18 protein-coding genes and 1 tRNA gene are annotated in these 20,940 nt (G+C 50.1%); 6 read left to right on the top strand and 13 right to left on the bottom strand.

Translation table 11 applies throughout. The features are described 5' to 3' along the window. Positions 1–2: 2 nt before the first annotated feature. Both DXV75_RS13865 and DXV75_RS13860 read left to right on the top strand, forming a co-directional pair. Positions 3–455 (top strand): nitrate reductase cytochrome c-type subunit, encoded by a 453-nt coding sequence (locus DXV75_RS13865; protein ID WP_115594024.1) that lies wholly within the window; start codon positions 3–5, stop codon positions 453–455. 8 nt (positions 456–463) lie between these two features. After that, on the top strand, positions 464–1,054 hold the full coding sequence (locus DXV75_RS13860; protein ID WP_115594023.1) for a cytochrome c3 family protein: 591 nt from the start codon (positions 464–466) through the stop codon (positions 1,052–1,054). A 305-nt stretch (positions 1,055–1,359) separates the two neighbouring features. Here the strand turns inward: DXV75_RS13860 and DXV75_RS13855 are convergent, their stop codons facing one another. Continuing rightward, positions 1,360–2,031: a 2OG-Fe(II) oxygenase gene (locus DXV75_RS13855; RefSeq protein ID WP_115594022.1), complete on the bottom strand. Its 672-nt coding sequence runs from the start codon at positions 2,029–2,031 to the stop codon at positions 1,360–1,362. Between the two features lie 191 nt (positions 2,032–2,222). On the opposite strand from DXV75_RS13855, the gene DXV75_RS13850 reads away from it, so the two are divergent. The 3 genes from DXV75_RS13850 to DXV75_RS13840 all read left to right on the top strand — a co-directional run bounded on the left by DXV75_RS13850 (position 2,223) and on the right by DXV75_RS13840 (position 5,403). After that, positions 2,223–3,776, top strand: a complete 1,554-nt coding sequence (locus DXV75_RS13850; RefSeq protein ID WP_115594021.1) for a carbon-nitrogen hydrolase family protein — start codon at positions 2,223–2,225, stop codon at positions 3,774–3,776. Positions 3,777–3,778: 2 nt separating this feature from the next. Next, complete coding sequence (locus DXV75_RS13845; protein WP_115594020.1) at positions 3,779–4,510, top strand: thioredoxin family protein; 732 nt, start codon at positions 3,779–3,781, stop codon at positions 4,508–4,510. A gap of 95 nt (positions 4,511–4,605) precedes the next feature. Next, on the top strand, positions 4,606–5,403 hold the full coding sequence (locus DXV75_RS13840) for an AAA family ATPase (RefSeq protein WP_115594019.1): 798 nt from the start codon (positions 4,606–4,608) through the stop codon (positions 5,401–5,403). 42 nt (positions 5,404–5,445) lie between these two features. Here the strand turns inward: DXV75_RS13840 and DXV75_RS13835 are convergent, their stop codons facing one another. The 10 genes from DXV75_RS13835 to DXV75_RS13790 all read right to left on the bottom strand — a co-directional run bounded on the left by DXV75_RS13835 (position 5,446) and on the right by DXV75_RS13790 (position 17,501). Continuing rightward, positions 5,446–5,874 carry an SRPBCC domain-containing protein gene (locus DXV75_RS13835; RefSeq protein ID WP_115594018.1) on the bottom strand — a complete coding sequence of 143 codons (429 nt, stop codon included), beginning with the start codon at positions 5,872–5,874 and terminating at the stop codon, positions 5,446–5,448. Then, positions 5,867–6,181: an ArsR/SmtB family transcription factor gene (locus DXV75_RS13830; protein WP_181898433.1), complete on the bottom strand. Its 315-nt coding sequence runs from the start codon at positions 6,179–6,181 to the stop codon at positions 5,867–5,869. Before DXV75_RS13830 ends, DXV75_RS13835 begins: the two co-directional genes overlap by 8 nt. A 155-nt stretch (positions 6,182–6,336) precedes the next feature. Then, entirely contained in the window at positions 6,337–6,606 is a 270-nt protein-coding gene (rpsO, locus tag DXV75_RS13825; protein WP_115594016.1) for a 30S ribosomal protein S15, read from the bottom strand. Between the two features lie 134 nt (positions 6,607–6,740). Then, a complete protein-coding gene (truB, locus tag DXV75_RS13820) occupies positions 6,741–7,715 on the bottom strand; it encodes a tRNA pseudouridine(55) synthase TruB (RefSeq protein ID WP_115594015.1) in 975 nt (324 codons plus the stop codon). Continuing rightward, on the bottom strand, positions 7,716–8,114 hold the full coding sequence (rbfA, locus tag DXV75_RS13815; protein WP_115594014.1) for a 30S ribosome-binding factor RbfA: 399 nt from the start codon (positions 8,112–8,114) through the stop codon (positions 7,716–7,718). It abuts the gene before it with no gap. A 111-nt stretch (positions 8,115–8,225) separates the two neighbouring features. After that, positions 8,226–10,832, bottom strand: a complete 2,607-nt coding sequence (gene infB, locus DXV75_RS13810; RefSeq protein WP_115594013.1) for a translation initiation factor IF-2 — start codon at positions 10,830–10,832, stop codon at positions 8,226–8,228. 24 nt (positions 10,833–10,856) lie between these two features. Continuing rightward, a complete protein-coding gene (gene nusA / locus DXV75_RS13805; protein ID WP_115594012.1) occupies positions 10,857–12,350 on the bottom strand; it encodes a transcription termination factor NusA in 1,494 nt (497 codons plus the stop codon). Between the two features lie 48 nt (positions 12,351–12,398). After that, positions 12,399–12,857 carry a ribosome maturation factor RimP gene (gene rimP, locus DXV75_RS13800; protein WP_115594011.1) on the bottom strand — a complete coding sequence of 153 codons (459 nt, stop codon included), beginning with the start codon at positions 12,855–12,857 and terminating at the stop codon, positions 12,399–12,401. Positions 12,858–13,179: 322 nt separating this feature from the next. Beyond that, positions 13,180–14,175: a response regulator gene (locus DXV75_RS13795; protein WP_115594010.1), complete on the bottom strand. Its 996-nt coding sequence runs from the start codon at positions 14,173–14,175 to the stop codon at positions 13,180–13,182. After that, a complete protein-coding gene (locus DXV75_RS13790; protein WP_115594009.1) occupies positions 14,172–17,501 on the bottom strand; it encodes an MHYT domain-containing protein in 3,330 nt (1,109 codons plus the stop codon). The genes DXV75_RS13795 and DXV75_RS13790 overlap by 4 nt, the downstream gene beginning before the upstream one ends. Before the next feature lie 519 nt (positions 17,502–18,020). On the opposite strand from DXV75_RS13790, the gene DXV75_RS13785 reads away from it, so the two are divergent. Continuing rightward, entirely contained in the window at positions 18,021–19,232 is a 1,212-nt protein-coding gene (locus DXV75_RS13785; RefSeq protein ID WP_245953238.1) for an OprO/OprP family phosphate-selective porin, read from the top strand. Between the two features lie 525 nt (positions 19,233–19,757). Here the strand turns inward: DXV75_RS13785 and DXV75_RS13775 are convergent. Both DXV75_RS13775 and DXV75_RS13770 read right to left on the bottom strand, forming a co-directional pair. Continuing rightward, positions 19,758–19,834: transfer RNA gene (locus DXV75_RS13775), tRNA-Met, on the bottom strand. Positions 19,835–20,009: 175 nt separating this feature from the next. Then, the gene (locus DXV75_RS13770; protein ID WP_115594007.1) at positions 20,010–20,318 is read right to left on the bottom strand and encodes a 4a-hydroxytetrahydrobiopterin dehydratase; all 309 of its coding nucleotides are present in this window, start codon (positions 20,316–20,318) and stop codon (positions 20,010–20,012) included. Between the last annotated feature and the right edge of the window lie 622 nt (positions 20,319–20,940).

Genomic DNA, 20,940 nt, shown 5'->3' with positions numbered 1-20,940 from the left:
TTATGATGCTCCGGATACTCGCCTGCGCAATCCTGTTATTTAGTGCAACCGTGCTGTCCCAGAACGTTGCGACACTGAGAAAGCAAGCGGCATTGGATCAGGAAGTGACCACCGAACCCATTGCTAATGAGATAACCAACGACCTCAAAGTCAGCCGAAATTATCCCATGCAGCCCCCCATCATTCCGCATAATATACGGGACTATCAGATTGATTTAAACGTCAATACCTGCTTGGCATGCCATAGCCGAAGGAAGGTCACCAACACCCAGGCAACCATGGTCAGTGTCACCCATTATATGGACAGAGACGGCAACTTTCTCGCTGCGGTATCGCCGCGGCGATATTTCTGTACCCAGTGCCACGTATCCCAAACCGACGCCGCCCCTCTGGTTGGCAATTCCTTCGTGGACGTTAAGGAATTAATGGCAGTCTCCAAGAATGAGAATGAGTAGGTAGCGCAATGAAAGACTATCTGGCCAGAATTTGGCGTGCGATCCGTAAACCCAGCACCCATTACAGCCTCGGATTTCTGACGCTTGGCGGCTTTATTGCAGGGGTCATTTTTTGGGGTGGATTTAATACGGCACTGGAAGTCACCAATACGGAAGAGTTCTGCATTAGCTGCCATGAAATGGAAAACAACGTCTATGAAGAACTGAAATCCACCATCCATTACACCAATCGTTCGGGTGTGCGGGCCACCTGCCCGGACTGCCACGTCCCCCATAAATGGACGGATAAAATTGCCCGAAAAATGCAGGCCAGCAAGGAAGTGTATGGCAAGATATTTGGTAGCATAAACACCCGTGAAAAATTTCTCGAAAAGCGTCTTGAACTGGCACAGCACGAGTGGGCGAGACTCAAAGCCAACGATTCGCTTGAGTGCCGCAATTGCCATGATTTTGCCTACATGGATTTCACTGTCCAGGGAAAACGGGCAGCCAGATTTCACTCTACGTTTGTCGCCAGTGGCGAGCGAACCTGTATCGACTGTCATAAAGGCATTGCCCACAACCTGCCGGATATGGCTGGCGTGGAAGGCTGGAACTAGGGCCTGTTGATCTTTTTTGCATTTTGCTAGATGAGAGTGTGATGCCCCTAAACGACCAAAGACCTGTCCCACGCCAGTGCCGATGTACTCGTCAATTTCATTTTCGGAGGTGTAGCCATCTACATGATATGTTGGCTCTATTTCGATGTAGTTGGTTAGGGAAAACCGAAAAACACATTAAAAACCACTTTGGTCGACTGGTGGCTGGGTCATCTGCTTTGGGGAACCGCGCTGTTTTCTCAGCCACTCATTCCCTACATTCAAGCTTACCGGCGCTTTTCAAAAGAGTAACTGAAGTAGAGTGCTCAGCGCGGCGGATCGATTTGATTCCCATGGGTAGTATTGATGCGATACCAGCTCGCAACGGAAAACCGATCCTTGTTCGCTGGCAGTACTTCATGGGGAAATTCTTCGCTGAGGAACAATACCAGAGTGCCCAAACGGGGTAACAGCTTGATACCTTCATGGTCATCATCGCTTCGGTACAGCACCAGTTCACCACCATCCTCCCGTTGCCAGTCCGGATTCAGATACGTGACCAGAGACAACACCCGGTTTGACTCTCCTCGAAAAGCATCATAATGACGTTTATAAAAACTGCCCGGGGCATAATGGGCAAAGTGACTCTCAAACGAAAACAGCCCCATAAACAGGTTTCGGTTTAAAAAAACTTTGAGTTCTTCCGCCCAATTTAACCAGGCCCGGCCCGCTTCGGAAGTGCCATCGATCCAGCATATTTCATCGTTACGTATAAACTGGTTACGATGATGATCAGTTTGACGCCCCACTCCGGCATTCACAAAGTCGCCATTACCCAATTCCTGGTTGCATTGATACAGGGCTTCGCACAGAGCCGCGGGCAATCCTTCGGGTTGAATACTGTAGCCCTTTGCGTAAAGATCGTCGGCAATCCGGGCAAAAAGCGTGGAGTTATCAGTGGTGTTGTTATCTAACTGAAAAAGTTGAGCCGCATTCATTGATTAAAACCTAACCCTTGGGGGGCGGTTTATACTCTCAAACCGGAGCCATAGACAAGCTTTTTTTACGCACATTTTTATCGCTGAAACGGCTGAAGGATTCAGGCATAATCATAATGGCTCCAGCCATATCCCAAATGCCGAAAAGGCCAAACAAAAACAGTCACGAAAACTATTCAGGTGGTTAATGTATGAGTCAGGAACAAACCGTCGTTGAAGAAACCGAACATCATCTGGAGCTCAGAAATCTGCGGCTCGATGATTACAACGAAGTCAAGGAACTGATGGACGAAGTCTACGCCAGTGTGGGTGGCGCCTGGCCGTACAAAAACTTCAAGGCTCAGGTCACCACATTTCCAGAAGGCCAGATTTGCATCGAAGACAAAGGCAAGGTCGTGGCCTTTGCCATTTCGGTTATTGTTGATTATGAGCAATTTGGCGACAAGCACAGTTACGATGAAATCACCGGCGACGCTTACCTTTCCACCCACGATCCAAACGGTGATGTTCTTTACGGTGTGGAAGTCATTGCCTCCCCCCAGTACCGCGGCCTCAGATTGGGAAGGCGCCTATACGAGGCCCGCAAGGAACTGTGTCGCAACCTCAATCTGAAATCAATCATGGCGGGTGGGCGCATTCCGAACTACGTTAATTACGCGGCGGAAATGAGCCCATACGAATACATCGAACTGGTCAAGTCAAAAGACATTTACGACCCCATTCTGACCTTCCAGCTTTCCAACGGTTTTGAAGTCAAGCAGGTATTGCAGGCGTATCTGCCTGAAGACGAAGCGTCCAAAGGCTACGCAACGCTGCTGCAATGGCACAACATTTATTTTGAACCCAACAAGCCTTCCCTGTTTGGTGGCAAAAAATCCAGTGCCCGGATCGGGTGTGTTCAGTGGCAGATGCGCTACTTCAATAATGTGGAAGAATTGCTGCAGCAGGCGGAGTATTTTGTGGATGCACTTTCGGACTACAAATGTGATGTGGCATTGTTCCCGGAATTCTTCAACGCGCCACTGATGGGCCTGTCGCCATCTGACAGCTCGATTGACGCCATCTGGCACCTGGCTACCTATACTGACGAAATCCTGACCGCCATGTCGCACCTGGCAGTTTCCTACAACATCACCATTATTGCAGGCTCAATGCCGGTGGTGGAAGACGAAGAACTGTATAACGTCTGCTACATCTGCAAGCGGGATGGCACCATTGAAAGCCAGTACAAGCTTCACCCTACCCCACACGAAAAGAAAGACTGGATAATGAAAGGCGGTAACAGCCTGCGGGTGTTTGATACCGACTTCGGTAAAATTGGTGTACTGATCTGCTACGACGTAGAATTCCCGGAACTGGCGCGCCTGCAATCTGAACAGGAAATGCAAATCCTGTTTGTTCCGTTCTGGACAGACACCAAAAACGGATATCTGCGGGTCAGACGCTGTGCTCAGGCCAGAGCCATAGAAAACGAATGTTACGTCGTCATTGCCGGCAGCGTAGGCAATTTGCCCAAGGTAGACAACGTGGATATTCAATACGGCCAGACCGCGGTGTTTTCCCCGTCAGATTTTGCCTTCCCGCACGACGCCATCGTATCGGAAACCACCCCCAATACGGAAATGACGTTGATTGTTGATTTGGATTTGGATAAGTTGACCAAATTACAAAACGAAGGGTCGGTACGTAACTATCTCGACAGACGCAGAGATTTGTACCGCGTGGAATGGATAGGCAGTGAGTAAACATGATTAGACACATTTGGACGTGTTTCTGGATAGTGACCACGTTGACCTTTGGAAAGGTGCAGGCAAAGGAAACTGAGGAGTTTTATTCTCTTTTTACCCTGGACCCGCAAAAAGCAGTAGCAAGTGCCCTGCAAAACGCTGAAGCGTCAGACAAGCCGTTGCTGCTTATCATAGGTGCGGACTGGTGCCATGACTCACGTGCCCTGGCGGGACAATTGCAGAGCGAGACGGTAAAACAACTCGTTGATGAGCATTATTCGCTGGCGATTCTAGATGCAGGCTGGCTGAGAAACCTTTCTGGTGTGCTGACTCAGTTCGGCCACCCTGCTTACTTCGGTACCCCGACAATGATGGTCATTGATGCGGATTCCCGCAAGGTAGTCAATTTTTCCACATTACAACGCTGGCAAAGTGCGCACAATGAATCCGCCGATAGCCTTAAAAATTATCTGAGTGATTTCATGCATACCAGCGAACCGGCACAGCTACGGCCACCGCAAAAACTGGTGGATTTTGAATATGCCCAGGCCCAGCGGCTTTACCATGGCTACAGCCTTCTGGGCCCACTAATGCAACGGGAAAGCACCGACAAGACCGTCAACAGTGATGATTTGTGGAAAGAGGTTCGCCAATTCCGCAACCGGTTACAAAGTGATTTGGTTGAAATGTACCAGCAAAACGAGTCCAGTAACCTTGTCTTGCCTGAGTACCCAAATTTGTCATTTGAATAAAGGCGTTATGGACGGATGGCATTAGCGATAAAATAACGCTAACATCCTGCAGTATTGATGCATTTCGCCTATCCAGAGAATGTTTTAGAGAGATTATGGCAAACGATTCCAGAAACGATGAATTTCCAACCATTCGCCTCGACGAGGAAGATCGTCGTTCATACCAACAGAAAAAGCACTCTGCGGCTCCTGCCCCAAAAAGCCCAGACAGCATGACATCTCCCGGCACCGTTTCGGCACAAAAGAGTGGCGGAAACGGCCTGTGGATCACTCTGGTGGCTGTGATTGCCCTGGCTGGATGTGTTGGTTGTTATTACCTTTACACCCTGCTGGAACAACAAAAAGCAGAAGCCCTCTCAGCTGACAATCGCATCGCTCAACTGGAGCGAAAACTTTCAGCAACGGGAGAGGAAATCGGAGAATCAACCGTCGCTTTGCAGGTCAAAGTCACGGAACTGACCGAAAAAACCAATGAACTCTGGGATCAGATGGACAAACTGTGGGCGTCGGCGTGGCGTCGTAACCAGCAGGAAATTTCAGACCTCGGCGACAAGGTCAACTCGGTTCAGTCTTCGCTTAAATCATCAGTAGACTCGGTGTCCGAGAATGTCAGCAGCCAGAAATCCCAGTTGGTGTCACTGAACAACCAACTCGCCTCACTGGCCGATGAAATACTGGCGCTGAATGTCCAGCTTGAACAGGCTGGCAACGACAAACAGTCACAAGCGCAAAGCATCAAGAATCTCACCGATAAACTGTCAGTACTTGAGCAGCGCAACAGCAGTTTATCCGGGCGCATTACCGGAATGGAAAATGAAATCCGTGAAATTGCTACCAAGGTGGTGAGCAAATCCGGCGCAGGCACCCCGGGCCCGGCAGTTCCGGCACAGTAAGCAAAAATAAGGGCATTCAGGCTTGTCTGAATGCCCGCTCCCTCAGCTCAGCCAGGCAACCAGTTCAGCTAATTCGTTCTGCCATCCCTGGGTATTCATTTGCCAGTGTTTTTGGCTGGCGAAACCAGTCTCCCGCACAAGCAGTTCCGTGGACTCACCCTCTTCGGTAAGAATGAACTCCACTAATGTTGAACCATTGATCTCAAAAGGTACGTTGGTGTCATTCATCCACCGCCAGGCAAAGTAATTTGGTGCCTGTACCTTTTCCACACGCATCGCGTACTTGCCGGCACAGTCTGTGTTTACCCACTCAAAATACCCGATACTGCCCGCTACCAGCTGATATTCTGCCCGCTCGCCAAACCACTGTGCGACCTGTTTGGGATCGCTGATTGCAGCCCATACCCGGGCAATGGGTTGGTTAAAGGTTCGGGTTTGTTCTATCGCATCAATCAAGATACTTTCACTCATTGGGATTCTCCTGATTCAGGAATTCGTCCAGATTATCCAGACGATGCTGCCACTGCCGGGCAAATGGGCTCAGCCATTGATACACGGGCAACAAAGCCTGGTCGTTTAGAGTATGCACCTTAACCCGGCCTTGAAACTCTGCGTACACCAGTTTGACCTGAATGAGTTTGTTCAGATGTTTAGTGACGGCCTGCCGGCTGATATCGGTGCCTTCACTGAGTGCTTTCAGCGACATACTGCCGTCCTGTTTCAACAGCGATATCAAACGGCGGCGATGGGGATCTGAGAGTACTTGAAAGATATCCATAGGAGAATTCACGGCCATGAGGTACATGAATTCACAATAGGCAACCAATTGATTGCATGTCAAGAAAAAGAGCGCGGAGTGAAAATCTGATCGCTTTGCACAGATTTGGGACACAAAAAAAGCGCCCTCAGGCGCTTTTTAGTGCTGAATTGGTCTTATCGACGCAGACCCAGACGCTTGATCAGATCCAGGTAACGCTCAGCGTTTTTACCTTTCAGGTAGTCCAGCAACTTACGACGCTGGCTAACCATACGCAACAAGCCACGACGTGAGTGGTGATCTTTCTTGTGATCAGAGAAGTGACCCTGAAGCTTGTTGATATTGTGAGTCAAAAGAGCAACCTGAACTTCAGGTGAGCCAGTATCGCCTTCTTTCACACCGTAATCTGCTACGATTTGAGCGGTTTCCGCTTTAGTTAGTGACATATCTTTCTCCTGCTAATGAAATCCGGCCGATCACTAATTCAGCCGGATTATTGGGAGCGCGTATTATAACGACGTACGAGACGGACGCAAGGAAAAAACCTCAGTCGCACTCAATCCGTGCTTTGTATTTGCACTTAATACACTACCCGACGGCGAGGCATCGCATAAACGCCCTGGTCACGCAACTGGACTGGCTGATCCTTCGGACTGGTTACTCCCTCGCCCACCCCCAGAAAACGCTCCCCGGTCGACGCGCGGTGATAAATCCGGTATTGCTGATGTGCAATCAAGGGTTCATCAGAACTCCCAACCACACTTTGACCATTCTCAAAACGGGCGGCTTGTTCGTCATCAATAACAAGCGCAGGCAACGTTTTTACGGCAGTATCCATTGGCAGAAGCAGTTCGTCCATCTGCTCAAATCCGTGCTCGTGAGCCTGCGTGGCCATGGCTTCCAGAGTTGGCAGGTCGACCATACGATCTGCTGGGTAATCTGCCACCTGGGTGCGATGCAACCGGGTGACGTATGCCCCGCATCCGAGCTTCTGCCCGATATCGTCAACCAGTGAGCGAATGTAAGTACCCTTGGTGCAACTGACCCGCATTTCCACAAACGGCAGGTCCAGCTTTATGATTTCAAGCTGATGAATAACAATGTCTCTGGCTTCACGCTCAATAGTTATTCCCTGACGGGCATAAAAATACAGTGGCTTACCCTGATGCTTGAGCGCCGAATACATCGAAGGTACCTGCTTGCTGGGGCCGATAAAGCCCAGACACGCCTCTTCCACCTGCTGTGGCGTTGACATCACCGGCTTTTCTTCCACCACTTCGCCGTCCGCATCTGACGTGGTTGTGCGGACCCCCAACTGTGCGGTGACTTCATAGGTTTTGTCTGCATCGAGCAGGAACTGGGAAAATTTGGTCGCTTCCCCCAGACAGATTGGCAACATACCACTGGCCAGCGGATCCAGCGCGCCGGTATGCCCGGCTTTGGCAGCCTGATACAGCCAGCGTACTTTCTGCAGAACCTGATTGGATGAGCCGCCGAGCGGCTTATCCAGCAATACAATGCCGTTAATATTACGGCCTTTACGACGCCTTGCCATTTATTCCTGCTCTTCGTCCTTAGACTGACTTTTTGCTTCGTCCTGGGCGATGGTCTGCGACACCAGATTTGAGATCCGCATACCTTCGGTTATGGACTTGTCTTCGAAGAAATGCAGATGCGGTACCGACCGCATACGCAAACGCTTGGCCAACAGGCTGCGAATAAAACCTTTGAATTCATCCATCTGCTTAATCTGGGCCTTAGCAGCGGCTTCGTCATTGTCGTAGATGGTTACAAACACTTTGGCGTGTGCCAGGTCGCGGCTTACGTCCACGTCCGACACTGTGATCAAGGGCAATTGCCCGACCCGATGTTTGTATTCATTTTGCAGAATGCTGGCAACCTCTTTGTGAATTTGCTGGGCCACTCTGTCAGTACGAGAAAATTCCCGTGCCATTTTCATTCTCCTTTCTAACTGGCCTCCCCGTCACTTGAACGGAGCAGACAAAAACGGGGGCCTGGGCCCCCGCTTTACTTTTCAGACTAACGTTTCGGCAAAGCCAGAGGGTCAGATTTGACGGGCCACTTCAACCACTTCAAAGACCTCGATTTGGTCACCGACTCTAACGTCATTGTAGTTCTTAACGCCGATACCACATTCCATACCATTACGGACTTCCTGGACATCGTCTTTAAAGCGACGCAATGACTCCAGCTCACCTTCGTAAATAACTACGTTTTCACGCAGTACACGAATTGGGTTACTGCGCTTAACGATACCTTCAGTGACCATACAACCGGCAATCGCACCCAGTTTAGGCGACTTGAACACGTCACGAACTTCAGCAAGACCAATGATCTCCTGCTTGAATTCAGGCGCCAGCATACCGCTCATGGCTGCTTTCACTTCGTCGATCAAATCGTAAATTACGCTGTAGTAACGCAGATCGATCTCTTCGCTTTCCACAACCCGACGGGCTGTTGCATCCGCACGAACGTTGAAGCCCAGAATGATTGCGCCGGACGCCGCTGCCAGAGTTGCATCGGTTTCAGTAATACCACCAACGCCACTGCCAACGATGTTGACCTTAACTTCACTGGTGGACAGCTTAAGCAAAGATTCAGAAATTGCCTCAACAGACCCCTGTACGTCGGCTTTCAGTACGATATTCAGATCACTGACATCACCGGCTTCCATGTTAGCAAACATGTTTTCCAGCTTGGCTTTTTGCTGACGGGCCAGTTTCAGTTCGCGCTTCTTCTGATGACGCTTGGCGGCCACTTCACGGGCTTTACGCTCATCTTTAACCACAACCGCATCTTCACCGGCAATTGGCACACCAGACAGACCCAGTACTTCAACCGGAGTCGACGGGCCGGCAATTTTCAGTTCATTGCCGTTTTCGTCACGCATGGCTCGAACACGACCGTATTCTTCACCACACAACAAAATGTCACCAGCTTTCAGTTCACCTTCCTGAACCAGAACCGAGGCAATCGGACCACGGCCTTTGTCCAGACGTGACTCAATGACGATCCCGCGACCCGGGCCATTGTTAACGGCTTGCAGATCCAGTACTTCAGCTTGAAGGTTAATGGCTTCCAGCAACTCTTCAACGCCCATGCCGGTTTTGGCCGACACATTCACGAACTGGTGCTCACCGCCCCACTCTTCGGAAATAACTTCCAATTGGGACAGCTCGGTTTTCACCCGATCCGGATCGGCAGTTTCCTTGTCCATCTTGTTCACCGCGATGATCAAAGGTACACCGGCAGCCCGTGAGTGCTGTACCGCTTCCTTGGTTTGTGGCATTACACCGTCATCGGCAGCCACAACCAGTACTACGATGTCTGTCGCTGTAGCACCACGTGCACGCATCGCAGTAAATGCGGCGTGTCCGGGAGTATCCAGGAACGTGATGGGGCCGTTGTCAGTATCTACCTTGTATGCACCAATGTGCTGGGTAATACCGCCTGCTTCGCCAGCTGCAACCTTGGTGCGACGAATGTAATCCAGCAGGGAGGTTTTACCGTGGTCAACGTGACCCATAATGGTCACTACCGGCGCACGGGCAGTTTTGTCACCCTGACCGGCATCCGCCAACAACTCGTCTTCCAATGCATTGTCATTGACCAGTTCGTACTTGTGGCCCATTTCTTCAATGACCAATACTGCTGTATCCTGATCAAGCACCTGGTTGATGGTCACCATCTCACCCATCTTCATCATGGTTTTGATGACTTCGTTAGACTTGACCGCCATGCGGTTAGCCAATTCACCTACCGTGATGGTCGCACCCAGTTTTACGATACGTTCCACTGGTTGCGCAGGCTTGTTGAAGCCCTGCTTCAAATGCTCGCCAGCATTTTTCTTGGACTTTTTACGGCGTCGCGAAGAACGCTCAACCTGCATGTCTTCTTCGTCTTCCGCTTGCTGTGCGTAGCGGTTGGAATGCAGGTGCACTTCTGCGGCTTCTTCTTTCTTACGGCGCTCTTCTTCTTCTTTCCAGCGACGCTCGTTTTCTTCCGCCAATCTGCGTGCTTCTTCAGCGGCTTTTCTGGCTTCTTCTTCGAGCTTCTTCTTGGCTTCTTCTTCCTGCTGCTTGCGCAAACGCTCTTCTTCCGCACGGGCCTTTTCCTGCTCGGCGCGTTCTTCTGCAGTCAGTGTGGTGTCTTCCGCTTTGGCTGCCGCTTCCAAACGGGCCTTTTCAGCCCGCTTAGCGCGTTCCGCTTCCGCTGCTTTGCGTGCTTCTTCGGCCTGACGGGCTTTTTCTTCCGCGATGCGCTTGGCTTCTGCCGCGGCTTTTTCTTCCGCTTCGCGTCTGGCTCGGGCTTCTTCTTCCAGGCGTCGGGCTTCTTCTTCAGCCTGACGCTGTTCTTCAACTTCGCTGCGCTTCACGTAAGTACGCTTTTTACGCACCTCAACCTTAACCGCTTTGGATTTACCAACGCTCAGGGTGCTGGTGGTTTTACGCTGCAATGTCATGCGCGTGGGCTCACCGGAACCGGCACCGCCATGCTGCTTGCTCAAGTGATCAAGCAACTGGCGCTTCTCGTCTTCAGTGACGCTGTCACTGGCATTCTTGCTGATGCCGGCGTCTTTAAACTGACTAACCAGGCGGTCAACGGTCGTTCCAATGTCACTGGCGAGCTTTTCTATGGATACTTCTGCCATTACGTGTATTTCCCCTTGTTGACCTTATTCTTCACCGAACCAAACGATATTGCGGGCCGCCATAATCAGGGCGCCGGCTTTTTCCTCATCCAGTTCGTCAATGTCGCTGATGTCATCTGTACCTTGTTCAGCCAGGTCTTCAAGGTCAGTAATACCCCGACTTGCCAGTACATACGCGACGTGTTTGCTCATGCCTTCGAGATTCAGCAGAGCTTCGGTAGGTTCCGCCCCTTCCAGGGACTCTTCATTGGCCAGCGCCTGTGTGGTCAACGCGGCGCGGGCACGAGTGCGCAGCTCTTCCACGGTGTCCTCATCCAGGCCGTCAATGGCCAGCAATTCGTTAACCGGAACATAAGCCACTTCTTCCAAAGTGCTGAAGCCTTCATTGGCCAGTACTTCGGCAAAATCCTGGTCGATGTCCAGACCAGCCATAAACACCTGAAGCACCTTGGCGGTTTCTTCTTCGTGTTTTTTGTTCAGATCGTCAATAGTCATGACGTTCAGTTCCCAGCCGGTAAGCTGGCTTGCCAAACGCACATTTTGGCCGCTTCGGCCTATCGCCTGGGCCAGGTTGTCGGCTTCAACCGCCACGTCCATGTTGTTACTGTCTTCGTCAACCACAATGGAGGCTACTTCAGCCGGAGCCATGGCGTTGATAACAAACTGGGCCGGATTTTCATCCCACAGCACGATATCAACCCGTTCACCACCCAGTTCACCAGATACGGCCTGAACCCGTGAGCCACGCATACCCACGCAGGCACCAACCGGATCAAGACGTTTGTCATTGGTCTTCACCGCAATCTTGGCGCGGGAGCCCGGATCACGGGCCGCAGATTTGATTTCCAGTGTTTCTTCTGCAATCTCCGGAACTTCCAGACGGAAAAGTTCTACCAGCATGTCAGGATGAGTACGGCTGATAAACAGCTGTGCACCACGAGCTTCCGGACGGATCACGTACAGCAGGCCACGGATGCGATCGCCGGGGCGGAAAGTTTCACGCGGTAACATGTCATCGCGGTACAACACACCTTCGGCGTTATTGCCCAGATCAACGATCACGTTATCACGGTTCACTTTTTTAACCGTACCGGTTACCAACTCGCCCACTTTGTCCTGATACTCAGCTACCATCTGTGCGCGCTCGGCTTCACGGACTTTCTGCACGATTACCTGTTTGGCGGTTTGGGTGGTAATACGGTCGAAGGCAATCGATTCGATTTGCTCTTCTACGTAATCGCCCACCTGGATCTCAGGCTCATCAATTTGTGCTGCAGACAGGGTCATTTCAGCGAACGGGTTTTCCTGTACCTGATCATCAGGAATCACCTGCCAGCGTCGGAATGTATCAAAATCACCGGTGTTTCTGTCAATGCTGACCCGGACTTCAATATCGCCTTCGGTTTTCTTTTTGGTTGCACTGGCAATCGCGAATTCCAGCGCTTCAAAAATCTTTTCTCTAGGCACTTGTTTTTCATTTGAAACGGCTTCCGCCACTAACAAAATTTCTTTATTCATTTTCGCCTCACTGATGCCTTCTAATTCATGAAAGCGTGTGCTGTTCCGTTAGTCGAATGTGGGAACAACGTTACCTTTTTCGATATTCGCCACAGCTAACTGGAACTGCTGGCCATCCACTTCAATACTGATGATGCCATTTTCGCAACTCAGTAATCGTCCTTTAAAATTGCGCCGGTTATCCATCGGCAGTGCCAACTTCACCTGCACGATTTCACCAATCACAGACTGGTAGTGGTGCTCCTTGAACAAGGGTCTGTCCATACCGGGAGATGACACTTCCAGGTTGTATTCCGTACTAATGGGATCCTCGACATCAAGAATTGCACTCACCTGATAGCTGACATCGGCACAATTATCCACGGTGATCCCGTTCTCGTGATCAATAAAAACACGTAAAATTGAATGCTTTCCTGCACGAACAAATTCAACCCCAACCAGTTCGAAGCCTTCTGCTTCAACTGCAGGTTCCAGCATTTCAGTCAGCTTATCTTCAAGCTTTGACAATCCTTACCTCCAAAAACGAAAAAAGGGCCTATAGCCCAACTCATTTTACTCACAGACAGCCGAGGCGCCCTGAGCTCTGGTTTGATACAACAAAAAGCCCCGGACGAGCGGGGCTTTTGCATAAATCTGAACCCATACTGCCAACCGGCAGTTGCAAACCTTATGGGTATCACCGCATCCAGCGGCACAAGTTTGCAAATTTAGCAAAGCGTTACTGTCCAATCTCAATGAGGGAGCCCGCTTCCGCTACAAAACTGCGAGGTATTATACTGATTGCCCCCGCGTTACGCAACCGCCCAGTGAGAATAGTCTTCAGGGGAAGTCAAATTTCATCCTGCCAGCGCGCCTTTATCTCCAGAATTTCACCAAGTTGCAGTTCCAACACCGCCACCAGTTCAGGATCAAAATGACGACCGCTTTGTTCATTTATATAGGACATACTTTCTTCCACACTCCATGCATCCTTATACGGCCGTTTGCTGGTTAACGCATCAAACACGTCTGCAAGGGCCACTATGCGCCCTTCAATTGGTATCGCCTCCCCCTCTAACCCGTGAGGGTAGCCACTGCCATCCCATTTTTCATGGTGGGTCAGTGCCACTGATTTTGCTACCCGCAGTAACTCGGAGTCCACCTCGCCAAGGATTTCTGCACCAATCAGCGGATGGGTTTTCATCACAGCGTACTCCTGATCAGACAGTTTGCCCGGTTTCAGCAAGATGCTGTCAGGAATGCCAATTTTACCAACGTCATGCATAGGGGCCGCGTTTAGCAACAGCTCAGCCTGGTTTTCACTAAATCCTGCGCCCAATGCAATCACCTTGGCGTAATGGCTCATACGCATTACATGCATACCGGTTTCGTTATCTTTATATTCCGCTGCCCGACCAAGTCGCTGAATAATCTGCAATCGGGTGCGTTTGAGTTCGTCCGCCTGCACCAGCGACAGGTGGGTTCGGACTCTCGCCCGGACCACTACCGGTGACAACGGCTTGGTAACATAATCCACTGCCCCCAAATCAAAACCTGTTGCTTCGTCCTGTGCATCATTGAGTGCGGTCACAAAAATAACGGGGATCACGCGGGTTTCAGGTTCAGACTTTAGCTGCCGGCATACTTCGAACCCCGTCATACCCGGCATCATGACATCCAGCAGGATCAAATCCGGCAACTGCTCGCGGGCAACCCGCAGTGCCTCCGGCCCGCTTTTTGCGTAAACCAGATTATAACTCTCAGCAAGTACCTGCTTAAGAATACGCAGATTGGTTGGCTCGTCATCTACAGCGAGTATGGTTGGTGCAGACCTGACTTTTTTCATACTTCAGTCTCACTTTCCCGGTTTAATCTGGATAAAATTTCACGCAACCTGCGCTGCCCGCGGGCAAATTCAAAGTCTTCAATGTCAGAGCAAATCGCCGCCACTTCCTCGCGGTAGTTCAGGGGCACTGTTTGGCGAAGTTTCTTTAGTTCTTCTTCGTCCAGACGGTTCTCCTTTACGCTTACCAGCAGTGATTGTAATCGACAATAGAACTGTGCATCCGATACCGGTTGTAACACTGGGTGAACATCCGTTTGGGCGCTATCAATTTGGGCTCGGAGCTTTTCCACTATGTCAGCAAGAATTCCAACTGCTCCGGGCAGCGGGTTTCCGGCCAATGCCGCCGATTCAAAAGCTTCACAACTCTGCCTCAGTTCCGTGAGACACAAATTACCCGCCACCCCCTTAAGGCTGTGACAAACACGGCAGAACTGGCTGATATTGTCGGCTTCAACTGCGAGTTTCAACTCATCGAGGGGATTTTGAACAGTAAGGATAAAACGGTCCAGTTCTGCCCGGTGTGCTTCTGTGCTCCCCCACAACACAGCTCCCTGTTGCCAGTCGACCCCCATTCCGACAGAAGCACCTTCAATTGCAGCTTTCGGCTCCTCTGGGGCAACCAGACCGAGAATTCTGGCGATTTCTCTCTGCAGCAGAACAAAATCGATGGGTTTGTTTGCAAAACCCTGCATACCCGCGCCCTGCGCGGCCTGCCGGTCTTCAGTAAGCACACTGGCGGTGAGGGCCATTATCGGCAGGTTTGGCAAACCGTGTGCCCGCTCAAACGCACGCCGAAGTCGGGCTGCCGTTAGCCCGTCCATGACCGGCATTTGCAAGTCCATTAGCACTATATCCAGCTCATACGTTGCCATTGCTTCCAACGCTTCCTCACCATTTGAAGCCGTTTTTACGCAGTGCCCTTTGCGGCCAAGCCACGAGGTTAGAAGGTCAACATTCTGGGCGATGTCGTCAACCACAAGAATTGACAATGCTTGCAGCGTTTCTTGTCCCCCATCAGCTTCGGGGCCGAGGACCTGCGCCGGCACCAGTGGCAATGTAAATGCAAAACATGAACCTTTTCCCGGCTCGCTGGCGGCTTCAATCTCTCCGCCCATTAATTCAACCAGCTGTTTGCTGATGGTCGTGCCTAATCCGGTTCCGCCGTATTTTCGGCTCATTGAAACATCGGCCTGGGAAAAGGGTTCAAACACCCTATCCAGTTGGTCAGGCGTCATTCCAATACCGGTATCGAAAATCGAAAACCGCACACCTGACGGATTGTGTGGCTCTATGTTAAGTCGAATATTACCTTGCTCAGTAAACTTAATTGCGTTACCAAGCAGGTTTACCAGTACCTGACGAATCCGCTCCGGCGCACCGTGATAACCGGCAGACAACCCGGGAGACAGGTTCACTTCGAGTTCCAGGCCCTTTTTCTTTGCTTCCAGCGACAGGGTAGAGACCACCATGTCCACCTCATCGGAAAGGGTAAAATCCTGGTAAGCAAGTTCGAGTTTGCCTTTGTCAAGTTTGGCGCTGTCCAGAATATCGTTGAGCAGATGCAGCAAAGAACGGGCCGCACGATTGATGGTCCCAATATGCCGGCTCTGATCTTCAGGCATATTTTGATCGATTAGCAAATCACTGAAACCGATGATGGCGTTCATCGGTGTGCGGATCTCATGACTCATGTTCGCCAGAAACGCTGTGCGCGCAGCAACGGCCATCTCGGCCTCTTCCTTGGCGGCCAGCAATTGCTCTTCCATCTGGCGCCGCTCTGTAATGTCCATAATGAAACCGTCAAGATACTGGATGTTGCCGCTGTCATCCCTGACATAAGTACCATACTCGCGCAACCACCTGAGTCCGCCGTCTTTAGTAATGATGCGATACTCAAAAGTGAATGTTCCAGGCTGCTGCAAACCTTGCTCTATGTTGGCTAGGTCATCAGGATGGTAAAGCTGTTCAAAACTCCTTACCGGGTTTGGCAGCAGAAAATCCTTGGCCGGATAGCCGGTGATTTGCTCCACCGCATCATTAATAAATACCATCGGCCAACCGGGCCTGTTAAGACAGCGGTAAGCAATTCCGGGAATATTGCTAATAAAAGAACGAAACTTGGCTTCATTTTCGCGAAGCGCATTTTCCATCTCAAGCCGCTCGCGAATATCCGAAATAAACACAACAAAATAATGCTGTCTGCCCAATTGGGTGTGCCCGATACCGACCCGGGCCGGTATTGCCTCACCCGTTTTCTTCAGCACTTCCACATCCCGGCTGGTACCAACAATCTGCTCACCAACCGGCGTAGAACGCTGTTCAAAAAAGTCTTCGTTGTACTTGCTTCGTTGCGCTTCAGGTACGATTTTATGTACCGAATGACCAACCAGCTCAGACTGCGTCCACCCCAGCATCTCACTAACCGTTTTGTTCATACTGATGACGATGCCGTTACCGTCTACCGTTAGAACGCCGTCAATAGCGGTATCCATGATTGCGGATTGCTTGTGATGAGCCTCAAAGGCGCTCTGTGAGATTTCCCTGTACCGGATCAGCAGACTGATCCCAAGCACTAGGGCAATCATGGTTACAGTAAAAAAGGTTACCCCTGCAGCCAGGTAAAGGGAGAGCTGAAATGGCTGTTCACTGAGTGTCAATTCCGGCGGACGCACAATGCGTGCGGCACTCATACCAATATAATGCATGGCGGAAATAGCCATTCCCATGACAACACTGGCCAGAAGGGTGCACGGACCGGGTTTGAGGTTGATAGATGAGAGTCGCGCCAGACCGTAGCGGATCCACAGGGACAACATGGCCAACACCACCGCCACAATCAGCGACAGTATAAAAGTTGCAAGATCGTATCGGAGCACGGCAGACATACGCATTGCCGACATGCCGGTGTAGTGCATCAATCCGATACCGGAACCAACCAGCAGCCCACCAAGTACAATCTGTTTGAAACTAATACGTGAACGGGACAGGCTCTGCAAAGCAAACCAGGCTGCCAGCACGCCCGGCAGTACGGAAACTATGGTGGTATTCAGACCATACTCGACCGTTGTGCATAATTCGAAAGCGAGCATGCCAACAAAATGCATGGCCCAGATGCCACCGCCCAACGCAAGGCTTCCAACCGCCAGAAGAACCTGACGAAACCCCTTGTTGCGGGTAGCGGAAGCCTGGCCGGCGACTTTAAATGCCATAAAGGAAGCAAAAACTGAAATGGCAACAGAAAGCCCAACCAACCAGAACTCATAACGCCCTTCTAATAACATGACGTCGTCAGAAGCCGTGAAGACACGAGAAAGCCAATCAAACATAACTACAAACTACCTGTTAACTGCACAGCAAGATTGGCGAAACGCCGACTACCAAACAGTGGGAAAGGCGTTATGTGCCCGCACTATCTGCACCGCCTCCCATCATTCGAAAATGAGTATAAACTGACCATGATCAGGATGGAAATTCAATTTTCCAGACGCCTGGAATCAGCATAACAAAGGTAGTTACGTGTAGACCGCGTTCCGGGATTACCTCCGTTCCAATAAAAACAGCGCTTTTTTATTACCGTTTACCGCAAATGGTCGGTTCAATTTCACCCAATTCAGCGACGCTGGGCCACTTTCAGGCAACTTATCGACAGCACCACACGACCACGTCACACATTTTGTCACCCAATCACAACAACATTAGGATAAACCCATCTTAAATTGACAAAAAAAACTCATAGAAAAATATTTATTGCATTTTTGCGACACTTTTATTGCACTTTTATTGACCTTCAGATTCCAGGCGCTAAACTTCGCCCCGCGAATAAATCGACCAAGAAGGGCTTTATTGTGGCACTAAACAAACTTTCCCGCAGATGGTTAGCGGGCGGGCTATTTACTTTTTCAGTATTACCAGTAGCAGCGGAGCAACAGGCACTTCCTGAAGTAGACGTTACATACGGAAGCAAAGGCTTTGAGTTCACCACGGCTGATGACCGCTTCCAAATGCAAATTCGTGGCCGTCTGCAGTTACGCTACTCGAATACCAACGATAGCCAGCCAGTCACCATCCAGGATTACGAGCAAGTATACGGGGATGAGTTTGGTATTAACCGCGCCCGCCTCAAAATTGGTGGCCACGCCTACCAGCCCTGGCTGAAATACTATTTAGAGTATGAACTGCAACAAGGCTATCTGCTTGACTACCGCGTGATGATTGAAAAATATGACGCGCTCAAGTTCAAGGCTGGCCAGTGGAAGTTTGAATACTCCCGCGAGCGAAGCATCAGCAGCGGCGGCCAGCAAATGCTGGACCGTTCGATCATCAACCGTGTATTTACCATTGACCGCCAGCAGGGTGCCGCAATTTACGGCCGCCTGAATGCAGGTAGCCCACTTGATGTGAACTACTGGCTGGGTATTGGTACCGGTACCGGCCGTGGCAGCAACCAGAATGATGATCGAAATGCACTGTATTATGGCCGTTTGCAATGGAACGTATTTGGTGAAGAGATGGGCTTTAAAGCCAGTGATCTGAAATTGCGCGACAAGCCGCTAGGCAGCATTGCCGTGGCAGGTTCAACCAATCGCAGCGCCTATACCCGATTCTCGTCTTCCGGCGGTGGTCAGTTGCCATTCTTTGATGGCGGCGAAGACAGCCAGTACGACATTGAGCAGTATCTGATTGAAACCGCGTTTATGTACAAGGGTTTCAGTTGGCAGTCAGAGTATCACGAGAAAACCGTAACTGACCGCCTGAACAATAATGAAGAAACCGATCTGGATGGCTACTACGTTCAGGCTGGGTACTTCTTTAACCAGATGTTTGACTGGTGGCCTGCCCCACTGGAAGCCGCATTTCGTTATGCGTCCTTTGATGAGAGCAGTGCAACTGAGAGTGATACCAGCCATTCAGAGCAATCTTTGGCCCTGAACTGGTTCTTTAACGGGCACAACAACAAAGTCACTACGGATATTACCCGTTTCGATATTGAACAGGTGGGTGAATTATCGTCTCCGGACAGATGGCAGTTCCGTGTTCAGTGGGATGTGTCGTTCTAAGCGACACATTTCACACCACGATCAAAAAGGCCCCATCGAATGATGGGGCCTTTTTTATGATCTGAACGATCAGTCCTCTTTACTCGCCAGCAGTTTTGATTTTTTCTGGATCTTACAATCTAAGATCCGCTGGGTATTTTTTCTACCTATGTAAAACGCGACGGTATAAGGATGCTGTCGCTTGAAGAATTTGCTTATTGCCTTGACCATAACAGCCTCCTTTTTTAGTTTTTCGGCCCTTATTAAAATACGCTTTTTTTCAGCCATGTCAATTTTATTACGGTTTTATGACAGTTTTTATTCCAAAGAAGCCTTCACCATGATGATTTTTCGATTCAAGGTAATATAAAAATCTTAGCCCGTCGTTCCTTTGGAACGGTGTGTCATCACGCCTCTGAACCTGCGCACTGCATAAAAAATTCGGTGTAACTGTTTCCATCACGCACTCACAAAAAGTAAATGGCGAAAGAACCAATGCCGCAGAAACGAAAAAAGCCCCTGATTTCTCAGGGGCTTTTTCTTTTTTGGTTGCGGGAGCAGGATTTGAACCTACGACCTTCGGGTTATGAGCCCGACGAGCTACCAGACTGCTCCATCCCGCGTCTGAACTGTTGTTGAGGGCTGGTCTGTGTTGACCTGTTCCGCTCAAGTGGTGCGTATTATACATAGAGAAATGGCCTTAGCAAGGGCTCATTTCATTAATTTTTCAATTTTCTTTCCAACTGCCTGATTTACCAGCAAAGTGTACATTTTTTCTTCGTTTATGCCCTAATTTGCTCAGCTGCCGGCGAACAATTCCATTTTTTCGGCCAGTTTAAAGTCCAGTTCGCTTAATCCCCCTGCATCGTGGGTAGTCAGTCTCACCTCAACTTTATTGTACACATTCAACCACTCAGGGTGATGATTGAGCTTTTCTGCCCAAATAGCAATCTGGCTCATCCAACCGAAAGCACGGACAAACGATTTAAACTTGAACGTCTTCACGATGGCATTGTCTTCCTGCCGCCAGTGCAAATGCTCGTACAGCCCATGGTTTAGGGATGCCAAAGCCTGCTCAATGTCAGCCTGGTTGTATTTGGTTGCCATGCGCCTTTCCTCTGTGCGTAACCAAATCAAGCTCCTACTGGAGTCAGACGCCTGTCGCCTTCGCTGGTTCCGCTGCGTTTGTAGTATAGGCATTGTTCTGTAATCCGCCCAGCCGGGTGATTACGTTATCAAATTAAAAACGCCTGCCATTTGTAAACAGATCAATGCTGTTACTGAATCAGTAACCTGCATCCCGCTATCCAGGCTGGCCTGGATATGGAAACATTCCTGCGTTTAGGGCACGTCAGCGTCGATCATCGTGCTAAGTACTGCGAACTTTCCACCTATGAGATACCTTTTAGTATTCAGCTCATCGAGTACTTCTCTTAATGGCACGTTAGTACAGACAATGACACGGCTCACCAATAAATGAGAAAACAAGCACTCAGGGTTGCGCGTTATTTTAATACGGTCTGAGTAACTGGATTAAACCCGGCTCAGTTGTAATTCCCGGGTTTGATTGATGAGATAAATTGGCATCAGCTCAATACATTTCACCGTCCGTAGAGAGCTTCATCCAAATGGCTAAAACGCTCAAAGCCAGCAAATTTAAGCCAATTAGGCAAAAATCAGTTTGCGGGAATTTTTTCTTCTCAATGCCTTAATCATGTGTTTCAAAACA

The sequence above is a fragment of the Alteromonas aestuariivivens genome (genome assembly GCF_003367475.1).
GTDB lineage: Bacteria > Pseudomonadota > Gammaproteobacteria > Enterobacterales > Alteromonadaceae > Alteromonas > Alteromonas aestuariivivens.
The sequence above is the reverse complement of the archived record's forward strand: the minus strand, read 5'-3'. Positions and strand labels throughout refer to the sequence as shown.